We start from the raw sequence: 21809 nt of genomic DNA, 5'->3' as shown, positions 1-21809 counted from the left end.
GAAGAAGACAGAGTGCACCCCTCAGAAAACGCCATTCAGAGCCCATACCATCGACCTCAAAAAATTGAGTTATACTCCCCCTGAAGGTGCATCAGTGACATTCTCGAGAAATAATGCATACATTCCTGATTCATGGATGGTCAGAGTGAGGTCCTGACCATCGATGGATGGGTCTTCACGGGTCCAGTTGAGGGCAGAACAAGACTTATGACCAATATAGATCTGATCGGGATTTCTATCATCAACGGTAAAGATCAACTCCGCTGGAGGATCAAACCGGACATCAGGTTCGATGGTGTAGTACGAATCGTCATAATTAAACCATTCACCATTTCCGATTTTCGGTACACCCTCTGTGTGAACAATTTTTAGCGGGCCGGCCCCGTTTATTGAGACAGAATCATTTGAGTATATCAGTCTGACCCTGCCGTCATCGGATGGGACCGTTATTGGCTCTTCAGGCCCTGCTTCCGACTTCAACCCCGGGACTGTGCCATCGGTCGGACCGTCACCACCAAAAATCCCGGGAGCGAACATTGTGACGGCAACTCCTATCGCAATAATCAGTCCGATGATACCGCCAATTAAAAGGATCTTTTTTAGATTGAACTCACCCGCAAAACCTCCCCTTCTATTGGATTTCTCATCCATGAGAGAGTCTTTATCCGGTTTCCGGGGAGCGATCTCGGGATCATGTTTCTCTTTCAACTGGTTTGCGACCGTCTGGAGTTGTCTGGCATGGTTCGAGAGATTGTTTGAGATTTTTTTCCCATCTGCAGTCTTCATTTTCAGCAATGTCTCTTTTGCCTTTGTAAAGAAATCCAGGAACTGCAGTGCAGGCAGTTCATAGACATACTTCTGAAAATCGCGTTGATTGAAATTACCGGAGAGATAGCGCTCCAGATAGGCTGTATTGTTCTTTTCAATCACAGCTGTTACTGCATCTTCAATCGTATTTGAGGAGGTTCTGGGGATATTCAATTCATCCAGTCGTGAATAATGATCAAGTCTCTTTGAAGGAGTTAATCCCCTTCTAATGGTATCTTCAATAGCATTGAGCAATTTTTGTTTTGTCCCGATCCGCTGTTCTTTTCCAAAAAGAGAAGATCTATTATCGATCAACACCTTCCCGAATCGTTGATAGGTCGATGCATCCGTATCATCGATCTGGCCGGAATCCAGATTGGCGGCATGCTGATTGTAGGGTTTCATCGGGAGGACCGAGAGATCAGGGGGATTCTCCCGGTCGATCGCATCCCTGCCGACGGCACACCGATACCCCAGAAAGAGAATCGGTTGCATCACTTCAAGGACCCCGGAAACCAGACTCATCGCCCGTTTAAAGTCCTTTGTGAAGGCGTACGAGGGTTTCTGGGCAACAATCTTGCCTGAAAGGTAGGATAGCACCGGTCCGGACTGACCGGAATATCCCAGAGTGAGGGTGTCGAGCGATGAAACAAACCTTTCATCTCCCCAGATATTGAGGACTTCATATCCGGCGTCCCGGAGAGATGCAACGGCATTCAGATAAAAATCACGGATAACACTCACCTGAAATGACTCAATCTGGCATTCCATGAAATAGATGTGTAAATCCTGCCGCTTGCCTTTTTTCTGGACATCGATTGCGGAACCGAGAATGATCCTGTCCCGATCCGACTCGAAATAAAAGCCGACCCTCCCTGCGGCCAGAAGTACGGCACGATCATGGTAGCGATTCAGTTCACCCGAATAATGCTTGCCGTCCGGTTCATATAATCCATATTTCACGGTCATTCAGATACCCCCATTCCTCACAGCACACTCAGGAGCCAAATCCAATCACCTCATTGAATCTCCACGGCACAATCTGACCGGGCGCCTGCTCTCCGTCGGATGCAATATTCGCTTCTGCAGTCGGGTCCACGCTCACCGCGATAAACGAGACAGAAATGTCGTTCATCATACTGACAAGACTCTTAAACGAGAGGTTTTTTTCCAGGATCTTGAAGATCGTATCTTCAATGAGTTCTGCTTCTGGAGATTGGTCAGGGATATCAGAGAGAGAGTAAAAATCACCGTTTTTGCTGATCAAAGCATGCAGTTCGGGGTGTTTCTGTACAAGCATGTCTGTTTTCGTCACCACAAGGGCATACTTTTTCTTGCCGCCAAATATTTTGAACCAGGCACTCCCCTCCAGGTCCATCAGGGTCTGGATATAGTCGCCAAATTCACGGGAAAGGTCCGCCATCCCCTCACGCGTGAGGAGTTTCTCACCGTCGATGAGAAATATCACCTTTCCGGAGCGTCCCAGATGACTGAACATCGTCGAAATATTCAGTGCCCGGGCAAGACCGGTCCCGTAGAGCTTATCCAGGTGGTGATCCACGATCTCTTTGAGAAATTCGAGGGTGCCCGACCTCTTTTCGAGTTCATCCACCGGCATCTCGAAGGCCTCGCTGAGGGCTTCGATCGAGTCCTGATAATTTCTCTCATTGACCTTGTCATAATATTCCCCCGCATAATCAACAATCGTCCAGACAACAGGGGAAATAAAGAATTTTTTCGAAAAGATCTCATACATGCTGAGTTTATAATATTCGGTCCTCCTCCACTCTCCTCTTCCACCATTGACCATTGCATAGAGATCGGTGAGCCTGAGATTTTTCCGGTCCTCTGGATCAGAAGAAATGATCACCTGCGAAGGGAAGGTTCGTGCCATATTCGCCATCTGACCCCAGAGACCAAGGAGGAAAAATGTCTTTCCGGCCCCCCTCGGACCGAATACAAACACGTTCGAGCCCTTAACACCCACAATGGAGTACATCAGGACGATGAAAAACACTGTCGCAACAAGAATGCCGCTCCCATAAAAAAAGGCGTTTTGAGCGGTGATTTTTCCGATTGCAACCGTCGCATCCGGCACCATGGTCGCTGATTTGGTACTGAAACTGGAGAGCAGATACCCAACAATCACCGCAAAGGCAATCGTCAGGAATACCTTCGCACTGGTTGCCAGGATATCAAACCGGTTCCTGAGAAGAACAAAAATCACCAGAACAATCCCGAGAAAAAAACCCATCCCGAGGGCCTCAGGCACGATACATCCATACGGGAAGAAATGCCAGATAACATAACCGAACAATATTCCAAATAACAAACCGTTAAAACGGGAATCAGAGGAAAATAGCATCCCGATAGAGACGGCGAGGAACAACCCGCAGAGTAGATCGATGGCAAGTTTCACCTCATAGGGTGCACCGATAAACCAGTAGATCTGGAACAGATTGATAAAAAGGAGGGCCACGATGACGGCAAGTATGATCGCCCCCACCATGACAAACAGCCTTTTCCGGTTGTTGATAATCATCAGCGAACCGCCTCACGGATATCTTTTTCCTCGTACAACTCCAGAATACGGCTTTTTGCTCCCCCTTTGCTCTGATCATCTTCATTTCTTTCCATATCGGCGATTTCAGCCGCGTCAGTCAGCCTCAACAGGTCCTTTCTGACGACATACTGCCCGTTCTGCAAAAACAGTACATGATGAAGAATATTGTTTCTGTTATCCGCATATTTCGTCCAGTAGCCGCCACCGGTCATCAGTGGAGAGATATTGTCGAAAAAGCTTGCAGCAGCAAAGAACGTGAGACCGATTTCCCAGGGTTTGCTGTAATTATGTGCCGCCACCTTTGCATAATGCATCTGCTGGAGAGAGAGGTCGCCTGAAATCGTCCTGCAGATGTCCTCGTTGATATTCGAGATGTTGTCGGTCATATACTGTGAAGGAGACGACAGCACAAGGGCAGCCCTCTCAAAATTCCATGAATCGGTATGCGAGGCGCCATAGCTGATATTAAAGTTCTTGACACCCAGCAACCCTTCATTCACAAGGTTCCGATAGGTTCCCTTGACCAGGCCAAGAACGCGATCGAGTTCCTCCCTTCCTTCATCCTTTGAGTCCAGCACCCCCATGGTCGAGTCATCGGCAATCAACGACAACACGGCGGGATTGATACCGCCATACCGGGTGTGGTACTTATCCCGGATCGTTGTATCGCCGGTCTGCCGCTTTTTATCGATGGTTTCGAAGCTGGTCTCCAGACCCGAATCATGGAGATTGTACAATCTGCGCTCTTTCAGGGTGTCTTCAATGATATTCTCAATTAAAGAGAATGTTGCCAGAGTGTTCTGAAGGGCGTTGATAGTGGATTCGGCTGCATCGATTTCCCGGGAGGTCTGATTAATTTCCTCTCCAAACCGCTCCTTCTCATTTATCAGATCCAGTAATCTCCCTTTCAGGAAATCAATAATTTCCTGCGTACCTTCACACTCAAATGCATCGCGGAGAGCAGAATAATCTCCGGAACCAAGGTTGAGATCAGAGAGGATTGTCTCAATAATCCTTTTTCTTTCAGACTCGAGATCATCTGTCATCTCGTCCGATACGAACCTGTCCAGAATCTCAAAATCAAGGGGTTCTCTCAGACGTAATTTATCGTTTTCCTGATCGGCGATCGCCTTCATTTTATTCAATTTTGAAGTCATGTTGGCTTCAATCATCGCCATATCAGGCTTCTTCCCAAGTATCTTATCGAACAGCCCGATATTTTCAGCAGATTCCTTCCTGTACTCATAGTAGTAGTAAAGGACCAGTGCTTCAGCAAATTCCTTCAGATAATCAAGTTTTCCCGGTTGCCCGATTTCCTGGGAGAAAGAATCGATCAATGCCTGTATCTTTACATAATCGGCCTTGACACACCATGCTTTTTTATTGATCCCGGCCTGTTTTTTCGAGAGCAGATCGGTGACCTGTTCCTGCAGGTTCAGGTGCATCTTCTCAAATTCATTGGCCAGTTCTTCTTCCCTGCTCCGGGTCGATCGAATTTTATCGCATTGGCCCTCATATTCATCAATCTGCCGCCCTGCATCATTACAGGCGGATTTGATCCTCTCCCTGATACCTGCCTCTTTTTGCTGCAATCGTTCGCGTTTTTCTATTGCGGAAGATTTTTTGCTTTCATTTGTAAGGGCATCATTCTTCAGGGATTCGAACTTTGATGTAACCTGGCTCATGACATGGGTCAGATCTTCTTCACCCCAGAGAATTTTCTTCAGGACAACACGCAGTTCATGCTCTTTGATGCGAAGAATTCTCTTTTGCAGCAATGCCAGTTGTTCGATCTGGGCCAGATACTCGGTAATACTTGAATAAAGAATCTTATCATCTTCGTTTTCAAGAGGTTTGCTGCCCGTATCCATCGACTTTTTCAATCGTGCAACAAACTCGATCAATTTATCGTACGTTTTGATTTCATCGAGATTCCTGATATCTTCAGGCAGATTGTTGTTCAGATAATAATCAATCTCCACAGATGTCTGATAATTCAATAATTTCGGGATATCATTGCTCCAGACTTTCTCGAGTTTTTCTATCTCCCCTTTCACAAACGTCAGGTCCTCACCGGTTGTAACGATTTCAACCTCATCGATGAGTTGATCAGGGTATTTGTGCTCTATCTGATTCAGGATCTCCAGCACTTTCTCATTGATCTGTTTCCTGTTTTTCCCAAGTTCAGTAATTTCCCGGACCACATTCTCAAATTCGGCCTTCAAATTCCTTAGTTCTTCAACAGGATACTCGATGACGTGAGAATCTGCAAAAATAAAGCCCGAGTAATCCTTTCGTGCATCGATTATATCATATATGTCAGCAGTCGGCAGATAGAATGCATTCATCAAAAGATAGGGGAAGGCATGGTCGTAGTCCAGGACCTCCTTTTTCCGGTCTGCACCATCCCTGTATCCCGTCGGTCCAAGAGAAGAGAGGATGCAATAATGAAAGAGTTTCTCTCCTTTCAAATTGAGATATTCAATCTCAGAAAGTGCAATCCCCGCATTCAACTGTTCTTTTTCCCCTTCAACAATCGCCGGCATCACACCGAACAGCCAGATCTTCCGGGTGGGTCCGGAGAGCCCCTTGATGTATCTGGCCAGATCGATGAACATTCCCGACCCGGTGCCGCCGCCCAGACCGACGACCAGTGCGATATCGCCCTGACCAGGGAACGAGGGGAAATTCGTATCCCCACTCTGAGAGATCGCCTTATAAAAAACTGCCTTGGAAATCGCACGTCTCCGATGGACACCGCCGCCAAAATCATCAATAATATTACTATCGATGGATTTGAGATCCGAAAACTCGAATCCCCTCTCAGGATCATTCATCCACCAGACATCTGCATGGGGTTCCCCTTTCCAGCTCTTCACCTGCTCGATGACGGATTTTCCGGTAAGACCGGATATTCGTCCGACATTTGCCAGATCAGGGAGATAATAATACTCCATATTAATGTTGCCACCCATCCCCCCCATCTGGCGCATCATTTCTTCAGTGGTCTTGTTGACATGATCTGCACGTTCAATGTCATTTTTTCTCTGATTTGAATCAGTATCAAGGACACAAATCCTCAATGTCCGGTTTTCACTCAGATAATCTCTCAGAAACCACTCATGTTCACAAAGGTGATACACGAGTTTCTTTCCACACCCTCCGACCGCAATGATCGAAAGATCCTTTGGCATCTGAAACTCTTTTTTTTCGGAATTAAATGCCTGTGAAACCATTATTTACCTCCGTCAAAATTCAATCATTATCATTGATGCTGGCATTGTATCCGCGAGCATACCCGATCCTGTATCCAGCAAACAGCGCAATTCCACCGATAACAACGAGGATCACGATAACCAGGGGCAATGAAACACCCAGTGGTTTCTTATCCGAATAATCCAGCAGCGTATTGGCCTCATATTTCAACCCCTTGTCATGCAGATCGATGACAAGATTGCGCAGCATGGGATCCTGAACAGAACTCAAACGATCGAAAAAGTCCGTTTCATCCGGAATTTCGATATCAAATACTTCAGTGAAAGCATTTCCGACGACAAATCCGTCTTCATCAAAAAATTGAACCCTGTAATGGGTATACCCGGTCGTCTGCGCATCGGTTTTTGTTATAACAAGTCCCTCGGACTGAACAATTTCGGTAATCTGTGGCACCTGACCCGTGACGTGAATCAGAGCAGGAGTGTTGACGCTCTTATTCACCTCAAATTGGATCGATTGGTCCTGAAATTGATGTTGACCATCCTGAAGTTCCAGAAATCCAGGATCGGTAACGTTCCATAAAAATGATTGACCATACGGTCGTAGATCCGTTTCAAGTTCTATCACTGAAACCTGCGGTTGAACTCCACTGATCTTGAGCGTATACTCAACTATGTCACCTTCTGGATGGATTTCATCAATCGTGCTGTCAAGAACAACAACATCCATCGCAGCTGCGTTTCCAACCAGAATCAGAACAAGAAAGGAAAATAATATACCAAACGCCCTCAGTCCACGTATATCTCCCTTAATCATGAGAGATCATACGCACATGGAAATATAAGCATTATTATTTGCCTTCGGTGAAATCGAACACTATAATGTCGATATAAAAAATATTCAAGAATACTATCTTGTTTTTTTTATCGAAAATAATTTACATAATCACCAGACCCCGGATGATCTCTGTCTCCGGCACTGATCCATCGTACTTCCTCTCATCGCATGCGTTGCTCTCCTTTTCTGCTCAGGAAAAGATGGCGTATTAGGGAAAATTTTTATTTTTTCTCCTCTGAAAAACCCCCTTTCAGGATGGGATTCGCATCACCACTCTCGATCCATGGCTGATACGGAAAGAATCAGGTTAAATTTATGCAGTGAACATTTATCGAATCCTGACCATCTAAATCTCCCCGGAACAATCCATCAAACGACCGGGCGGTCCGGCATTCCACCACATCGTTCACCTCATCAAGAGGGCGCGACATAAAAGGCGACTTCGAGAAAAAAGAGGAGAAGAATCAGGCATCAGGCGACTTCAAATGAATAGGACTATAATAACCGAACGGCAATACGAGAATATCGGATTTTCATGCAGCGATAGGCGCAATGGAGGTTTCGGTTGACGTAACCGCTGTTCATCGTAGCGGATACATGAAAGGGAGAGAATGTATTCATGCCAGGAAAAAATGAAGGGAAAACCGCTGTAGACTGGTATAATGAGGGTGTCGTGTTTAATAAAATGGGCCGCTTCGACGATGCGGTCGTCTGCTTTGACCGGGCACTCCAGATCGACCCGAATGATGCAATTGTGTGGGGAAAAAAGGGCATCTTGCTCGCCAGACTCGGCCGCTACGACGAGGCGATACAATGTTGTGACCGGGGGATCGCGATCGATCCGCAGATTCCACTGTGGAGTATGAAAGGCCTTTCGTTCATCAAGTTAGGTCGCCATGACGATGCGCTCGCCTGCTTCGACCGGGCACTCCAGATCGACCCGAATGATGCAGAAGCAAAAGAAGGCAGAGACCAGGTATTGCAATGGATCGCAAAACAAAATGAGAAGAAGCGAACATTAAATGCTGTACAATGTCTTGAAGAAGCTCTCGGTTGCATACCGGATCACCCCCATAAAGCGATCGAACTCGCCGAACGAGCATTTGAAATTGACCCGAATATGGAATACGCATGGGGGATCAAAGGTCTCGCGTTTAAAATTCTCGGCCGCTACGACGAGGCAATCGTATGCTGTGACAGAGCGCTCGAGATCAACCCGAACGATCATACCGCATGGAGCACTAAAGGTAGTTCGCTTGGAGACCTCGGCCGCCACAACGAGGCGATCACCTGCTGTGACAGAGCGCTCGAGATCAACCCGAACAATAATGCCGCATGGAACATAAAAGGTGTCGCGCTTGGAAACCTCGGCCGCCACGACGAGGCGCTCGTGTGCTTCAACCGGGCACTCCAGATCGACCCGAATGATGCCGATGCAAGGAAAAACAAAGAGATTGCATTGAGAAAGATCAGTTGAGGAGATGCTCAGAACGCATCAACACTGCCGCAATACAAAGGACTCAGACCTTCATCCAGGCATCCATCACCATCGAACACACCGTCGACGATCCCCTCACCCGGAGGGGTCACAACAGTCAGGCAAAATACACAAAAAAGAGGAGAAGAATCAGGCCTCAGCCGCGTTCTTCGCCTTGATCCTCTTGAGACGGGAGAGCTCGTCGCGCTCCATCTCGTCGAGGCGCATCTTGATGAAGGCGGCCGCCGCCTTCAGTTCCGGGATCACCTTGAACTCAAGGGCGTTCACACGCCGCTTTGTCCGGTCAATCTCGTCGAGCAGACGCTTCATCGTCGTCTCGATCTCGGCACTCTCGATGATCGCCTCGACGAGCTCCTCATAGGCCTCGGCCGTCTCGTCGATGACGGACTTCGAGCCGAGAACACCATATCCACGCTCGACCAGGCTCTTTTTCACCTTTGACGCCTCGATCTCGGGAACGACAACGCCCATGATGTTCTTGGACTTGAGGGTGATCTCCGGGTTCTCCTGGACGGAGAACGCCGCAGCCTTCACCCCGATCGTTCCTTCGACCGTGTTCGCAAGGGCGATCATCTCCTGGGCGTGCTCGTACTTCATGAGCATGCCACCCCGGGTGTCCTTCGCCTCCTTCAGCACCTTGAAGAACTCAAGGATCAGCCCGTCGCGCTTCATCTTGAGGATGTTGTAGCCACGCTCCGAGAGCTTGATCTTCTTTTTGATGTTGATCAGTTCGGACCGGGTCGGCTTGACATCACTGAGCGCCATGGGAGGTTACACCTCTGCCTTCTTTGCGCCCTTGCGGTAGAGCGGGTGGAACTTCTGGATCAGGTCGCGGTCGATACGCACGAGCTGCTCGACCGGCAGGCTCGAGAGGAGCTGCCATCCGACCTCGAGGGTGTCCTCGATCGTCCGGTTCTCGTCGATCCCCTGGGTAACGAACCGCCCCTCAAAGAGGTCTGCGAACTCCAGGAAGCCGCGGTCACGCTCGGAAAGGGCATCCTTACCGACGATGGCCACAAGGCCGCGGAGATCGTTGCCCTCCGCATAGCCCGCATAGAGCTGGTCGGAGACCTTCTTGTGGTCCTCGCGGGTGCGCCCCTCGCCGATACCCAGGTTCATCAACCGGGACAGCGACGGAAGAACGTTGATCGGCGGGTAGATACCCTTCCGGTGCAGTTCACGGGAAACCACGATCTGGCCCTCGGTGATGTAGCCGGTCAGGTCAGGGATCGGGTGGGTGATATCGTCACCCGGCATCGTCAGGATCGGGATCTGCGTCACCGAGCCGCGCTGGCCCTTGACGATACCCGCACGCTCATAGATGCAGGCAAGGTCGGTGTACATGTAACCCGGATACCCACGACGGCCCGGCACTTCCTCACGGGCAGCGCCGATCTGACGGAGGGCCTCACAGTAGTTGGTCATATCCGTCAGGATGACAAGCACGTGGTAGCCGAGTTCGTACGCAAGGTACTCAGCCGTCGTCAGGGCCAGACGCGGGGTGATGATCCGCTCGACCGCCGGGTCGTCTGCCAGGTTCAGGAAGACGACAGCGCTCTCGAGCGCACCGGTGCGCTCGAAATCGGCCATGAACTGGTTCGCTTCCTCCTTCGTGATACCCATGGCGGCAAAGACCACAGCGAACTCCTCGGTGGAGCCCGGCACCTTTGCCTGACGGGCGATCTGCAGGGCGATATCGTTGTGCGGCAGACCGGATGCCGAGAAGATCGGCAGCTTCTGTCCACGCACAAGGGTGTTCGTGCCGTCAATGGTCGAGATACCGGTCTGGATGAAATCGGCCGGCGAGGCGCGTGCATAGGGATTGATTGCAGCGCCCATGATGTCCAGCCTCTTGTCCGGAACGATCTCGGGGCCGCCGTCGATCGGAGCACCGCCACCGGAGAGAATCCGGCCGAGCATCTCCTTTGACACCGGCATCTTGATCGTCTCGCCCAGGAAGCGGATCCCCGAGTCACGCCCGATACCGGCCGTGGTCTCGAAGCACTGCACGACCACCAGGTCATCGCTCGTGTCGAGCACCTGACCGCGCTTGATCGTGCCGTCTGCAAGGGCGATGTTCACGAGCTCGTTGTAGCCGACCGGCTCGGTCTTCTCGACAAATACGAGCGGGCCCGCAATCTGCTTGACAGTTCGGTATTCCTTCATGCTGCACCCGCCTTCAGTCCGGCAAATTCGCTCTTCATCTGGTCAAGCACCTTCTCGAGGTCGGGCTTGTAGTCCTTGATGAACTTGATCTGCGGCAGATCGTTCTTCGCCTTCACGGCAAGGATCTGGGACGGCAGCACACCGCCGGCATGCGCCTGTTTCGCAAGGTCAGAGTAGGCGCGGATTGCCTTCATGATATCGAACTGCTTCTCCAGCGAACAGTAGGTGTCCACCGGGTCGAAGGCGTTCTGCTGCAGGAAGACCTCACGGAGCATCCGTGCGACCTCGATGGTGATCTGCTCCTCCTCGGGCAGGGCATCGGAACCGACGAGCTGCACGATCTCCTGGAGTTCGGCCTCCTTCTGGAGAACGGCCATCGCCCAGTTGCGGAGCACGTTCCACTCCGGGGAGATGTTTTTGTCGTACCACTCGTTCAGCACACCCAGGTAGAGGGAGTAGGAGTTCAGCCAGTTGATCGCCGGGAAGTGACGGCGCTGCGAGAGCTTTGCGTCCAGTGCCCAGAAGACCTTCACGATACGGAGGGTGTTCTGGGTAACGGGCTCTGAGAAGTCGCCGCCCGGCGGGGAAACCGCACCGATAACGGTGACCGAGCCGAGATCGCCGCAGAGAGCGGAGACACGACCCGCACGCTCGTAGAACTCAGACAGACGCGCCGAAAGATATGCCGGATAACCTTCCTCACCGGGCATCTCCTCAAGACGGGAGGAGATCTCACGCATCGCCTCTGCCCACCGGGAGGTGGAGTCGGCCATCAGGGAGACGTCATAGCCCTGGTCACGGAAGTACTCGGCGATCGTGATACCGGTGTACACCGATGCCTCACGGGCCGCCACAGGCATGTTCGAGGTGTTCGCAATGAGCACCGTCCGCTCCATCAGCGGCCTGCCGGTCTTGGGGTCCTCGAGTTCGGGGAACTCGGTCAGCACCTCGGTCATCTCGTTGCCGCGCTCGCCGCAGCCGATATAGACCACGATCTGTGCATCAGACCACTTTGCCAGCGCCTGCTGCGTGACCGTCTTGCCGGAGCCGAACGGCCCCGGAATAGCAGCGGTGCCGCCCTTTGCAACCGGGAAGAGCCCGTCCAGAATCCGCTGGCCCGTGACCAGCGGGATGTCCGGGTTCATCTTCTCCTTCACCGGGCGGGGCACCCGCACCGGCCACTTCTGCATCAGCGAGAGTTCAGTCCCGTCCTCGAGGACACAGACCGTATCCTCGACGGTGAACGAACCGCCCTTGATGCTCTTGACCACGCCGCCCTTCTGGTTGGGCGGGACCATGATCTTGTGCAGGATCGAATCGGTCTCCTGCACCGTACCGATGATCGTACCGGGCTCGACATTGTCGCCCGTCTTGACAACCGGCACAAATTCCCACTTCGTCGAGCGGTCAAGGCCCGGAGCCGTGACACCGCGCTCGATGAAGCTGCCCATCTTCTCCACAAGCACCTCGAGCGGACGCTGAATACCGTCGTAGATGCTCTTCAGCAGACCGGGGCCGAGCTCCACCGCCAGCGACATGCCGGTGTTCACCACCGGTTCGCCGGGGCGGATGCCGTCGGTGGCCTCATAGACCTGGATGATGACGTTCTCACCATCGATCTTGATGACCTCACCCATCAGCTCCTCATCGCCCACCTTGACCACATCGTACATGTGGGCGTTGAGGTTGACGGCCGTGACCACCGGACCTGCAATCCTCTTCAGCACTCCGTTTGAAGTGCCTTCTATCGATTCTCCTTTTACTTCCACAGATCAACACCGACCGATCTCTTAATTCTCTCCCGCATGGAGAGTCCTCCCTCCTCCTCGCCAACCGCGATCACCGTCGGCCGAACGGACTCCTCGAGCCGGGTCCGCAGCCGAAGGGGGAGCGTGTTCATATCGCTGCTGCTGAGCACCAGAATGCCGACCGAGGTGTCCTCAAGGACCTTGTGGACAGCCTCTCTGAGGTTGTCCTCGCCCTCAACGGCAATCGTCTTCTGGATACCGGCAAGGCGAAACCCGATGACGAAATCGCCGCTTCCGATAACTGCAATCTCCACCATCTACATCACCAGGTATCCCTGAATGCGTTCATTCGGCAGGCCGTACTCCTTGCCCCGTGCAAGGGCGCGGAGGTTTGCCACCTCGTACTTCTTCAGCTCGAGGTAGGTGATGATCGGGAAGACCGAGAAGACATGGAGTTTGGAAAGCCTTTCCATCTGCTTCAACTGGTACTTTGTCACCAGCACCTCGACCTCATGAACCGGGCGTTTCTGACCGAGCTCCTCAAAGAGGGCGTTCAATTCGGGGTCACGCGTCTTCTTCCTGGCAGCATCGATGAACTCGTCGAGACTCTCGAGTGCACTCATCCGCTGGAGTTCGTCGACCGTGAAGGCCTTGCCACCCGGAATGAGCTGGTCCCTGATATCCTCGCCGGCCTTCTGTGCACGGAAGCGGAAGAGGGTGATGAGGTTCTTCAGGTCTATCGCCATCTGGATGTAACCAAGGAATTCGTAGCCTCCCTTGATCCCTTCCTTGGCTTCGGCGATCATCCTGGCATAGAGCTGCTTGTAGAGCTCGTTCTCAAGGTTTGCGAACGAACCGGTTTCCAGAGACTCATTGATCCCTGCGGCAAGCACTGCCCCGATCGACCGGTCCTTGAGCGATTCGACGATACGCTCAGGGGAATCCTCGACCAAGAGACGGTCAAGAATGTTTTTATCGAGTTCGCCCGCCGGGATGAGCACTTCCTTGATCTTTTCGGGCTTCATGCCCTGCACCTTCCCGCGGAGGATGGTGAGGACGTTCTGGATGTCCCAGTGACGCAGATAAATCTGCACAAAGCGCATCAGCCCAGCAGGGGTGATCTTCAGGATCTCCTGATACTCCTTTGCAAGGTTCCAGGAAATGGCGACCTCGATGAGGTTGATCCCGGTGAACGAGGAGGCGAGTTCGTCGATCTCCTTTTTGTATTCGGTCTCGCCGATGATGCGGGTGATCTCAGGCAGGCTCATGTTGAGCATCCGCAGGTATTCCTCCCGCGGGATCAACTTTGCTTTGCGCACACGCATGCGCGTGGAGACGTAAATGTATGGGGCCGGGCCCCCTACGTCAGCCATGCCTATTCCTCCTCAGGGAAACAGGATATCAGACGCATCTTTGAGCCCTGACTCCCATACCGTCTCCAGGAACGTACGGTAACTCTGGTCGATCTTCATCCTGCCGTCGGCACTCTCGACAACGGCGCCGCCATCGATATCGATGGGGGCACCGATCGAGAATTCTGTCAGATCCTTGTTCTCTGCAAGGATCTCCTTTACGGTGGGGATATCACGGGCGTTGCAGTACACGACGCCGCCTTTTATGGCTGCAGCCGCCTCCGGAAGGAGGGTGCGAAGAGCCTGTGCATGGATTTCGGCGGGGAGACCGGCAATTGCGGCGAGGGTGTCGTCATGCACTCTGGACAGTGTGTCCTTCTCGGCATTGAGCATCTCGCGCCTGACCGCAAGGTTGGCGGCAGAGACTTCCTGGTTGACAATCCTCTGGACGTCCCGTTCCGCTTCCTCATTGGCCTTCTGCTTGATCTCCGCTGCTTGCTCCTGCGCCTCTTCGAGGATGCGCTTCACTCCGGCCTGGGTTTCTGCCTGGATTGCGGCGACCTCTTTTCGCCCCTTCTCCTTGATATCTCCAACGACAGCTTCCAGTCCCATCGTCCACTCCGTGCTTAGAAGAGCGCCAGCAGAGCGACCACAAGACCGAAGATGACGATTGTTTCTGGAATAACGGTGAAGAGCAGTGCAAGACCGAACATGTCCTTGTTCTCTGCGGTCGCACCCACTGCGGCGGCGCCGATACCCATCTCGGCAATACCACTGCCTATGCCGGTAAGCCCGACAGCCAGACCTGCGCCAACTGCCTTAAGTCCGAACTGCGATGCCTGAACCATTTCAAGAGTCATTTCTGCAACTACTGGATCTGCCATAATTAATCCTCTGTAAATTTCCTTTTCATACCAAATGGATTGTACTTCTTTCCTCCACCATTGTAGAACTTGGTGAAGAACTCAACATAGTGTAACCTGATCGAGTGCAGGCCGCCACCCAGGATGCCAAGCGCCGTGTTCATCACATGGCCGATCACGAGAACGACAATGCCCATCAGGACGATGACGACGCCGACAATGGAGGGCGACGCCAGCTGTGGGGCGATGATCAGGTCCAGAGCGATGAAGTTCGTAACCATCGCAATGGCGACCGACGATAGACCGACGGCAACAAGACGGGTGTACGAGAGCACGTGACTGATAATTGTCGGAATTTCGACCAGTTCAAGCGGTGATTCCCGACCTATCAGCACGATGCCGAGCACCAGAAGGACGGCACCGACGGCACCGGCCACGTTCAGACCCATCGCCACCGGCGGGAACCCGGTAAGGTCCAGCATTAGGGGGATGGGGAACATAGACCAGATAACGATGACGATACCCCACATCGTGGAGAGCCAGCCAAGCTGGGCGAAGATCTCCTTGGTGGCGTGGTGACTCTTGTGCATTGCTCGGCTGATGTTTCTCACATGGAGCAGGCGCCCCAGCGTGATGTGCAACAGACCGATCCAGACCGAGACAATCAGGAGTTCGGCCACCATCGGGTGGTGGACCGCATGTCCGCCGATGTTCAGGTGTCTGGTGTAGAAGATCGGTTCCCACGGGAGTTTCATCCCGAATAACTCGGAATATAACACGCCAAAGACGATGCTCATCAGCGATGCGTTCCGCAGGGTGTCAAGGAGCTGGTTCCCGGCATCTCCAGACAGGAAACGTCTCAAACCAAATGACAGCACAAGCAGAACGAGACCGTAACCGACATCGCCGAGGATCATACCGAAAAAGATCGGGAAAACGATCGAGACGAGCAGCGTCGGGTCGAATTCATCGTAGCGCGGGCGCGAGTAGATGTCCATAAAGAGTTCGGTCGGGCGCGAGAAGTCCGGGTTGTTATATTCAACCGGAACGTCCGTTGCATCCTCTCCGATCTCCAGTTCGGTGACATAGACCTTGCCCCCCGTCACATGGGTGAGGGCACCGATGACCTTCTCCACCTGGTCGGACGGAAGCCAGCCTTCTGCCACAAATGCGTCCTCTGTGGTTGCAAACCGGAGTGGGGCCTCAGCCCGCTCCACGACGGTCGTGAAGTACTCGTCGTAGGCAACCAGGAGTTCGCCGTATTCGTTCTTCTTTTCTTCAAGGCTCCTGTTGGCCCTCTCGATCTCTTCGTTAAGCTGGCCAATCTGGCCGTTGACGTCATAGATCAGATCCCTGACAGGACCGTTCCCCTGAGGGACGGGGACCGACTGGAACCGTGCTTCGAGCAGGGCGCGCTCGGCGTCCTCTGCATCGGGTGCAGGTACAAAGACCACAATGAAATTCTGTCTGCCCTTGCCCCCCGGCATATAGTGCTTCTCATGGGGGACCGGGATTTCGACGTCGCTCTCGACATAGCCTGCAAAAACGGCGATTCCTTCATAGCCGTGATAAAGGTCCATATCAAGGGGGACGTTGGCAAAGGGACCGAGGGCGGTTGCCCGGGTCTCGAGTGCCTTCACCTGTGCCTCGAGTTTTGACCGTTTTGCAGTGATTTCCTCGACGTCTTTAACGAGAGCGGAAAGTTTCCGGTCGACATCGGCCTTCAGCTCAGGAGCCGATCTCTTTCCTGACGGAGAGACTGTGTCGGGCGAAATCCCGAACATCGACTCCATCGAACGGATCTTGATCAGCTCTGAGGACGCCTCACTCGCACCTGCAAGCGGCATCCCGATCCTGAAGCCTTCGTAGGCCTCGTCTTCCTTCTCGACAAAATCTTCGATGTGGAATGCGTTCTGGTGATACAGCTCGCGAATGATCGTATCCATCTGGTCCTTAGACCCTGCGATCAGGATACGGCTCATCCGCTCAGGCTGAAACATGCAGCTGCTCCTTGAAACGCCTGACGAGCAGGTCGACTGCCCTGTCAAGATTTGCAAGGCTGTTCGATCTCAGGGTTGCCGCCCGCTGCTCGCCTTCTTTCAAGATGTCGGCACGCTTTTTCGCAGCCTCGGATGCGGCATCTGCCAGTCGCTGCTGTTTATAGGCCTCTGCATCGGCGGTTGCCTTCTCGATGATCCGTTCGGCTTCCACCCTTGCATCCGCAATTTTCTGCTTTTTTTCGGCAGTTGCGGTGCTGACCATGGATTTATACTCCTCTTCTGCCTGCTTGATGCTCTTTAAAACCTCACTCTTCATCCAACCCTCCTCTCACGGCTTACAATATTTGATGAAAATTACCTTTATATTTGTTGTTATTCTCCGGTGAGCGCCCGGTCAATACATATATAGGAGATTGTGCACTCCGCAGGAAGCCCATCACAGATCACGCCATCTCCGCCACCGCGGAGCATGACGCCCGAAAATTCTGCGGATGAACAGATGAGGTGCTGGTCAGGGTGGGTGCCCCGCCGTATCTCGCAGGAGAGGGTGAGCGCCGGGGCCGTGGACAGGACCATCGGTGTCCATGCCGAACCGGGATGGTCCTTTGGCAGGGCAAACACCGGATAATGATGATCCCGGACGAGCAGGAGGAGCATCGCCGCCGCCCGCACCGAACCCCCCTCCGGCGCCGAAACGCAGACGAGATCGCCGGGCCTGACCGGTTCAAAATAGACGTTGTCCGAGGCATTGACGGGCAGGGCAAAGCGTTCCTGCACAATTCCGACAAGAAGAAAAGAGGAAGAGCCCTGGATGAGAAGGAGGTCCTCTTCACCGGGCGTTGCGATCATACCTGATCGATCTCTTCGGACTGGCAGGACGGGCAGATCGGGTGCCGGCTCATGGAGGAGAAGCGGTATCCGCATTCACTGCATCGGTAGGCCCGCCCTTCGCCTTCCTTCACCTTTTCCTCGATCTCAACGTCCGGTCCGCCGCCTGTGGAACACATACGCGACAATGGTCGGGGATGGGATAAAAGGGTTATGCACCCCTCAGATCAGGGTGTTGAATGCCACAAGCGCCACGATCAGCAGGATGGCCGCGTGTTTCGCACCGGCCCGGACCGACCCCTCGCCCATCTTCCCGGCAACAAATCCTGAAAGCAGGCCCTGGATCACGCAGGTGTGATAGAGGAGACGGGTGAAGCTAAGCAGCGAAGTCGCCCCGATATCACCGAACGACCCCGAAATATCCCCCGAGGTCGTCCCCACCTCCTGGAGCACCGGCAGGAACTGAGAGGTGATGACGACGACGACAAAGATGAACACGAAGTAGGCGAGGTATATCACCACCAGATAGAGCGCCATCGCCGAATTCCGTTCCTGCCGCAGTATTTGTGACATATCGGCATCTTTTGCGGCGATCGTCAGGATCTCGGAGATGTTGCCGCTCATCCGGGTGGCGGTGGTGATCAGGGTGACCGAACGGGAGACGGTCGGCGTGCGCACGCGGTGCTCAAACCGGATCAGGGCGTCCTGCACATTGGCACCCCAGCTGATGTCCCGGCTGACGCGCTTGATCTCATAGGAGAGCACACCCAGGTTCGTCTTGACCAGGATACCGATCGCCTGGGCGATGGTGAGGCCGACCTGGTTGATTCCGGCCATCCTGGAGAGAAACTCCGGGATCACCTCCTCCATGTTGCGGACCTTCCGCCGCCAGACCTCAAAAAAGACGGCGTATGGGATGAGGATGATGAGGGCGGCGATGATCACATGGTCGTCCACGGTGGCGATCGTCGTCTCCACCGATGTGTAATAGGGCACGTTCAGGGAGACCATCAGCAGGTAGAGCAGGGCCACCGGCACCGTGATGAAGAAGGTGCGGCGTGCGTCGATGATGAATGCCCGGAGGGGGTTCCTGATAAAGGCCCGCGTCCCCCGGATCCGGTCATAGTGGGCGAGCTGCTTGAAGAGGGCGTCCTCACCCTCCCGCCGGAGGAGCGGCACCTCCTGGAAGGTCTCGAGCACCTTTGTGCGGGTATAGCGCTCGGCACCCTCCTCCTTGATCGAGATGAGGTCGATGAACAGGATCATGATCATCGATCCGATCGGGATCAGGGCATAGGCGAGCACCGAGAGCTGGAATACCGCCCCGGTGCCCAGGAGGCCCATCACCACCATCACGATGACCAGAAAGAGCGGTCCGGCGACAAAAACCGTCACATAGGCCTCACCGACAAACTCCAGCGTGCTGATGAACTGTTTCTGTTCAAACCTCGCCTCGTCCTGGAAGAGTCTGACGCGGTTTGCCAGAAACTCGGACATGTTCCCACCGCTCTCGATGATCGAAAGCAGGTCTTCAAGGAACTCCTTCAGCTTTGCCGAGGGCGTGGTCTCGGAAAGGTGTTTGATGGCAGAGATCACATCGTAGCCGAAATAATCGGCGTCCCGCACCACCTGCCGGAATTCAAGGGCCGATTCCCCATATATCCCGGCATTGTCTGAGAGTGACCGGAAGATCTCGATGACCTCCGCCCCACCCCGTCGCATCGCATAGATGTAGGAGACGGCATTGTGGATGGAGAGGTTGATCTTCGTCGCCCGGTTGCCCTTCTCGATCGCCGGATACTTCAGGGTCAGGGCGTAGGAGATGAGACCGGCGAGCAGCGCCGGAATCATAAAGGAGAGAAGGCGGACGGCGTACCAGAGGGGAGTGCCCCCTTCGGGAACGGGAATCGTCACCGGGAGCAGGTTGACGATATGGATGCTGCCGGGTTCGATCCGGATCAATCCCGAGATGAGGTACCCCAGGACGCCGAAGAAAAGGGCAAATAAAACCGATATCAGAACGGCCCTGGCCACATAGGCCTCGGCCGTCATGCCAAGGCGCGCCGAGATGAGGTCCTGACGGAGGTTGCTGTACTGGATGGGATCGCGGCCGACGATCCACTCCACAAAACGCCTGTATGCCCCTTTCTTCCCGCGCTCGATCATAGAAACAGTCCTGAGAGACTCTCAAGGGCGTCCATCACGGAGTCGCGGTTGATTGCATAGGCATGGAAGATCCGCGATACATCCCGGTAATCGGTGATCCCCTGCGCCTTCATCGCCTCAAGGATCCGTATCCGTTCCTGGATCTCGTCGGCAAGCTGTGCCGCCGTCCATCCCCGCAACTCCATGATCCGTCCATAGACGAGGGAGCGTCCCGAATATCGCATCTCGTCGCTGACCGGGTCATAGCTGAAGACGGTGTTGACCTGAAGGTTGCCGGTGCCGGGGTCGACCCCGACGATCTCGACAATCTCCTGGCAGCGGCGGACCCGTTCGGTGCCGCGGTAGGTGAGGGCCTGAATGCTGACGATATCGAGGGCCTGCACCATGTTTCTCGGCACATTCAGGGGTTCGTTCTCAAGACGGTGAATAGCGGCATCGACACTGCCGGCGTGCATCGTCGAAAAGGTGGTATGGCCCGTATTCATTGCCTGGAACAGGGTCTGGGCCTCCTCTCCCCTCACCTCACCCACAAGGATGAACTCGGGCCGCTGACGCATCGCCGCCTTCAGGAGGTCGAACATCGATATCGAGGTGCTCGTCTCGCCGGCAACCGTATCACGGGTCACCGAGGCCACCCAGTTCTCATGGAAGAGGGTAATCTCTCTGGTGTCCTCGATGGAGACGACCTTGGCCAGGGGCGGGATGAAGAGCGAGACGGCATTGAGCGAGGTGGTCTTTCCGCTTGCCGTCCCCCCGATGAAGAGGAGGCTCTTGTTGTTCTCGATCGCCATCCAGAAATAGGCGAGTTCCTCTGAAGAAAAGGTGCCCAGGTCCAGCAGCTCCACAGGCGTGAAGGGTTCGGCGCGGAACTTCCGGATGGTAAAAGAGGTGCCGCGTGTCGAGACCTCCTTGCCGAAGGTCAGCTGCAGGCGCGAACCGTCCGGGAGAGTGGCATCCACGACCGGCGTCCCGATCGAGACATGTTTTCCCGAGCGCTGGGCGAGGGAGATGCCGAGGGAGTTCAGCTCCTCCTCTGAAAAGCGGATGTTCGTCCGGATATTTTTGTGATACCGGTGATACAGAAAAATGGGGATATCACTCCCATCACAGGAGATATCCTCGATATTGGTGTCTTTCATCAGCCCATGCAGACGGGACCAGCCGAGGAAGTTGCGGAGGATGTAGTATTCGACCTTTCGGCGGGCCATGGTATCGAGCACGATGCCGTATTCCCGGATCTGTGCGTCCATCCGGTCGAGCAGGACCGATCGCCTCTGCTGCTTCATCTCGTCATCTGAGAGGATCAGGGTATCCCTGAGGTCCTCGTACATCCGTTCCAGGAGTTCGTACTCAAAGGCCGAGAGGGCGGGTTCGATCAGGTGATATTCGTTCTGACCGGTCCGCCGGTCACGGAGAATACGCACCAGTGAACGCCCCTGTTCCACCCAGTACTCATCGATCAGATCAAAATCATCAGGAATCTCGGCATCGACGAGAGAGGGCTCGGTTTCGGGATTATACTCCTCGAAAACCCTGTGTTGCTCTGTTTTCTTCCCGGGAAAAGGCAGGTTCATGGGGGGAGATCTCCTGATCAAGGATGGATCTGGTATGGTCTTTAATGATTATGTTCCTGTGCAGTGGAAGAGGAGCAGGCATGATCCACGCCATCTGCCGCCCTTACCCAGAAATATCGTCCATTCTCCGGTTTATCCCCATACAGGCACAACCCCGATCTGCTACCCTTTTATAGAAGGGTAACGATCTA

18 protein-coding genes are annotated in these 21809 nt (G+C 53.6%); 1 reads left to right on the top strand and 17 read right to left on the bottom strand.

From position 1 onward, the window contains the following. Window positions 1–69: 69 nt before the first annotated feature. Genes CUJ86_RS03545 through CUJ86_RS03530 form a run of 4 tightly spaced genes read right to left on the bottom strand, consistent with a single transcriptional unit; the run spans window position 70 to window position 7402 of the window. Window positions 70–1776 carry a hypothetical protein gene (locus tag CUJ86_RS03545; protein ID WP_130646162.1) on the bottom strand — a complete coding sequence of 569 codons (1707 nt, stop codon included), beginning with the start codon at window positions 1774–1776 and terminating at the stop codon, window positions 70–72. Between the two features lie 28 nt (window positions 1777–1804). Beyond that, window positions 1805–3349, bottom strand: coding sequence for a hypothetical protein (locus CUJ86_RS03540; protein ID WP_130646161.1), 1545 nt, complete (start codon window positions 3347–3349; stop codon window positions 1805–1807). Continuing rightward, window positions 3349–6606, bottom strand: coding sequence for a tubulin-like doman-containing protein (locus CUJ86_RS03535; RefSeq protein WP_130646160.1), 3258 nt, complete (start codon window positions 6604–6606; stop codon window positions 3349–3351). The genes CUJ86_RS03540 and CUJ86_RS03535 overlap by 1 nt, the downstream gene beginning before the upstream one ends. A 19-nt stretch (window positions 6607–6625) precedes the next feature. Beyond that, on the bottom strand, window positions 6626–7402 hold the full coding sequence (locus CUJ86_RS03530; RefSeq protein WP_130646159.1) for a hypothetical protein: 777 nt from the start codon (window positions 7400–7402) through the stop codon (window positions 6626–6628). Between the two features lie 640 nt (window positions 7403–8042). Here CUJ86_RS03530 and CUJ86_RS03525 point away from each other — a divergent pair. Then, window positions 8043–8900 (top strand): tetratricopeptide repeat protein, encoded by an 858-nt coding sequence (locus tag CUJ86_RS03525; RefSeq protein WP_130646158.1) that lies wholly within the window; start codon window positions 8043–8045, stop codon window positions 8898–8900. A 150-nt stretch (window positions 8901–9050) separates the two neighbouring features. On the opposite strand, the gene CUJ86_RS03520 is transcribed toward CUJ86_RS03525, so the two are convergent. From CUJ86_RS03520 to CUJ86_RS03465, 13 genes are read right to left on the bottom strand one after another with little or no spacing between them, the layout of a single operon-like run. Continuing rightward, entirely contained in the window at window positions 9051–9686 is a 636-nt protein-coding gene (locus tag CUJ86_RS03520; RefSeq protein ID WP_130646157.1) for a V-type ATP synthase subunit D, read from the bottom strand. A 6-nt stretch (window positions 9687–9692) separates the two neighbouring features. Further along, window positions 9693–11087: a V-type ATP synthase subunit B gene (locus CUJ86_RS03515; protein ID WP_130646156.1), complete on the bottom strand. Its 1395-nt coding sequence runs from the start codon at window positions 11085–11087 to the stop codon at window positions 9693–9695. After that, window positions 11084–12856 (bottom strand): ATP synthase subunit A, encoded by a 1773-nt coding sequence (locus CUJ86_RS03510; protein ID WP_235855565.1) that lies wholly within the window; start codon window positions 12854–12856, stop codon window positions 11084–11086. Before CUJ86_RS03510 ends, CUJ86_RS03515 begins: the two co-directional genes overlap by 4 nt. Next, window positions 12847–13149: a V-type ATP synthase subunit F gene (locus CUJ86_RS03505; protein WP_130646229.1), complete on the bottom strand. Its 303-nt coding sequence runs from the start codon at window positions 13147–13149 to the stop codon at window positions 12847–12849. Before CUJ86_RS03505 ends, CUJ86_RS03510 begins: the two co-directional genes overlap by 10 nt. A gap of 3 nt (window positions 13150–13152) precedes the next feature. Continuing rightward, complete coding sequence (locus tag CUJ86_RS03500; protein ID WP_130646155.1) at window positions 13153–14208, bottom strand: V-type ATP synthase subunit C; 1056 nt, start codon at window positions 14206–14208, stop codon at window positions 13153–13155. A 12-nt stretch (window positions 14209–14220) separates the two neighbouring features. Then, window positions 14221–14799: a V-type ATP synthase subunit E family protein gene (locus CUJ86_RS03495; protein WP_130646154.1), complete on the bottom strand. Its 579-nt coding sequence runs from the start codon at window positions 14797–14799 to the stop codon at window positions 14221–14223. A gap of 14 nt (window positions 14800–14813) precedes the next feature. After that, window positions 14814–15047, bottom strand: coding sequence for an ATPase (locus CUJ86_RS03490; RefSeq protein ID WP_048104217.1), 234 nt, complete (start codon window positions 15045–15047; stop codon window positions 14814–14816). Between the two features lie 26 nt (window positions 15048–15073). Continuing rightward, window positions 15074–17050 carry a V-type ATP synthase subunit I gene (locus tag CUJ86_RS03485; RefSeq protein ID WP_130646153.1) on the bottom strand — a complete coding sequence of 659 codons (1977 nt, stop codon included), beginning with the start codon at window positions 17048–17050 and terminating at the stop codon, window positions 15074–15076. Continuing rightward, window positions 17037–17366, bottom strand: coding sequence for an ATP synthase archaeal subunit H (ahaH, locus tag CUJ86_RS03480; RefSeq protein ID WP_130646152.1), 330 nt, complete (start codon window positions 17364–17366; stop codon window positions 17037–17039). The genes CUJ86_RS03485 and ahaH overlap by 14 nt, the downstream gene beginning before the upstream one ends. 56 nt (window positions 17367–17422) lie before the next feature. Then, entirely contained in the window at window positions 17423–17899 is a 477-nt protein-coding gene (locus CUJ86_RS03475; RefSeq protein WP_130646151.1) for an alpha/beta hydrolase, read from the bottom strand. Further along, window positions 17896–18057 (bottom strand): hypothetical protein, encoded by a 162-nt coding sequence (locus tag CUJ86_RS11780; RefSeq protein WP_165394754.1) that lies wholly within the window; start codon window positions 18055–18057, stop codon window positions 17896–17898. The genes CUJ86_RS03475 and CUJ86_RS11780 overlap by 4 nt, the downstream gene beginning before the upstream one ends. Before the next feature lie 43 nt (window positions 18058–18100). Continuing rightward, on the bottom strand, window positions 18101–20044 hold the full coding sequence (locus CUJ86_RS03470; RefSeq protein WP_130646150.1) for a type II secretion system F family protein: 1944 nt from the start codon (window positions 20042–20044) through the stop codon (window positions 18101–18103). After that, window positions 20041–21618: a type II/IV secretion system ATPase subunit gene (locus CUJ86_RS03465; RefSeq protein ID WP_130646149.1), complete on the bottom strand. Its 1578-nt coding sequence runs from the start codon at window positions 21616–21618 to the stop codon at window positions 20041–20043. Before CUJ86_RS03465 ends, CUJ86_RS03470 begins: the two co-directional genes overlap by 4 nt. Between the last annotated feature and the right edge of the window lie 191 nt (window positions 21619–21809).

The organism is Methanofollis fontis (genome assembly GCF_004297185.1).
Lineage (GTDB): Archaea > Halobacteriota > Methanomicrobia > Methanomicrobiales > Methanofollaceae > Methanofollis > Methanofollis fontis.
This window is presented reverse-complemented; position numbering and strand designations above follow the sequence as displayed.

What these genes read in the sequence shown, in the direction of transcription:
- CUJ86_RS03495 (WP_130646154.1), bottom strand. Translation starts at nt 14,799, where the DNA reads ATGGGACTGGAAGCTGTCGTTGGAGATATCAAGGAGAAGGGGCGAAAA.
- CUJ86_RS03465 (WP_130646149.1), bottom strand. Translation starts at nt 21,618, where the DNA reads ATGAACCTGCCTTTTCCCGGGAAGAAAACAGAGCAACACAGGGTTTTC.
- CUJ86_RS03475 (WP_130646151.1), bottom strand. Translation starts at nt 17,899, where the DNA reads ATGATCGCAACGCCCGGTGAAGAGGACCTCCTTCTCATCCAGGGCTCT.
- CUJ86_RS03500 (WP_130646155.1), bottom strand. Translation starts at nt 14,208, where the DNA reads ATGGCTGACGTAGGGGGCCCGGCCCCATACATTTACGTCTCCACGCGC.
- CUJ86_RS03485 (WP_130646153.1), bottom strand. Translation starts at nt 17,050, where the DNA reads ATGTTTCAGCCTGAGCGGATGAGCCGTATCCTGATCGCAGGGTCTAAG.
- ahaH (WP_130646152.1), bottom strand. Translation starts at nt 17,366, where the DNA reads ATGAAGAGTGAGGTTTTAAAGAGCATCAAGCAGGCAGAAGAGGAGTAT.
- CUJ86_RS03490 (WP_048104217.1), bottom strand. Translation starts at nt 15,047, where the DNA reads ATGACTCTTGAAATGGTTCAGGCATCGCAGTTCGGACTTAAGGCAGTT.
- CUJ86_RS03515 (WP_130646156.1), bottom strand. Translation starts at nt 11,087, where the DNA reads ATGAAGGAATACCGAACTGTCAAGCAGATTGCGGGCCCGCTCGTATTT.
- CUJ86_RS03540 (WP_130646161.1), bottom strand. Translation starts at nt 3,349, where the DNA reads ATGATTATCAACAACCGGAAAAGGCTGTTTGTCATGGTGGGGGCGATC.
- CUJ86_RS03525 (WP_130646158.1), top strand. Translation starts at nt 8,043, where the DNA reads ATGCCAGGAAAAAATGAAGGGAAAACCGCTGTAGACTGGTATAATGAG.
- CUJ86_RS03520 (WP_130646157.1), bottom strand. Translation starts at nt 9,686, where the DNA reads ATGGCGCTCAGTGATGTCAAGCCGACCCGGTCCGAACTGATCAACATC.
- CUJ86_RS03535 (WP_130646160.1), bottom strand. Translation starts at nt 6,606, where the DNA reads ATGGTTTCACAGGCATTTAATTCCGAAAAAAAAGAGTTTCAGATGCCA.
- CUJ86_RS03530 (WP_130646159.1), bottom strand. Translation starts at nt 7,402, where the DNA reads ATGATTAAGGGAGATATACGTGGACTGAGGGCGTTTGGTATATTATTT.
- CUJ86_RS03470 (WP_130646150.1), bottom strand. Translation starts at nt 20,044, where the DNA reads ATGATCGAGCGCGGGAAGAAAGGGGCATACAGGCGTTTTGTGGAGTGG.
- CUJ86_RS11780 (WP_165394754.1), bottom strand. Translation starts at nt 18,057, where the DNA reads ATGTGTTCCACAGGCGGCGGACCGGACGTTGAGATCGAGGAAAAGGTG.
- CUJ86_RS03545 (WP_130646162.1), bottom strand. Translation starts at nt 1,776, where the DNA reads ATGACCGTGAAATATGGATTATATGAACCGGACGGCAAGCATTATTCG.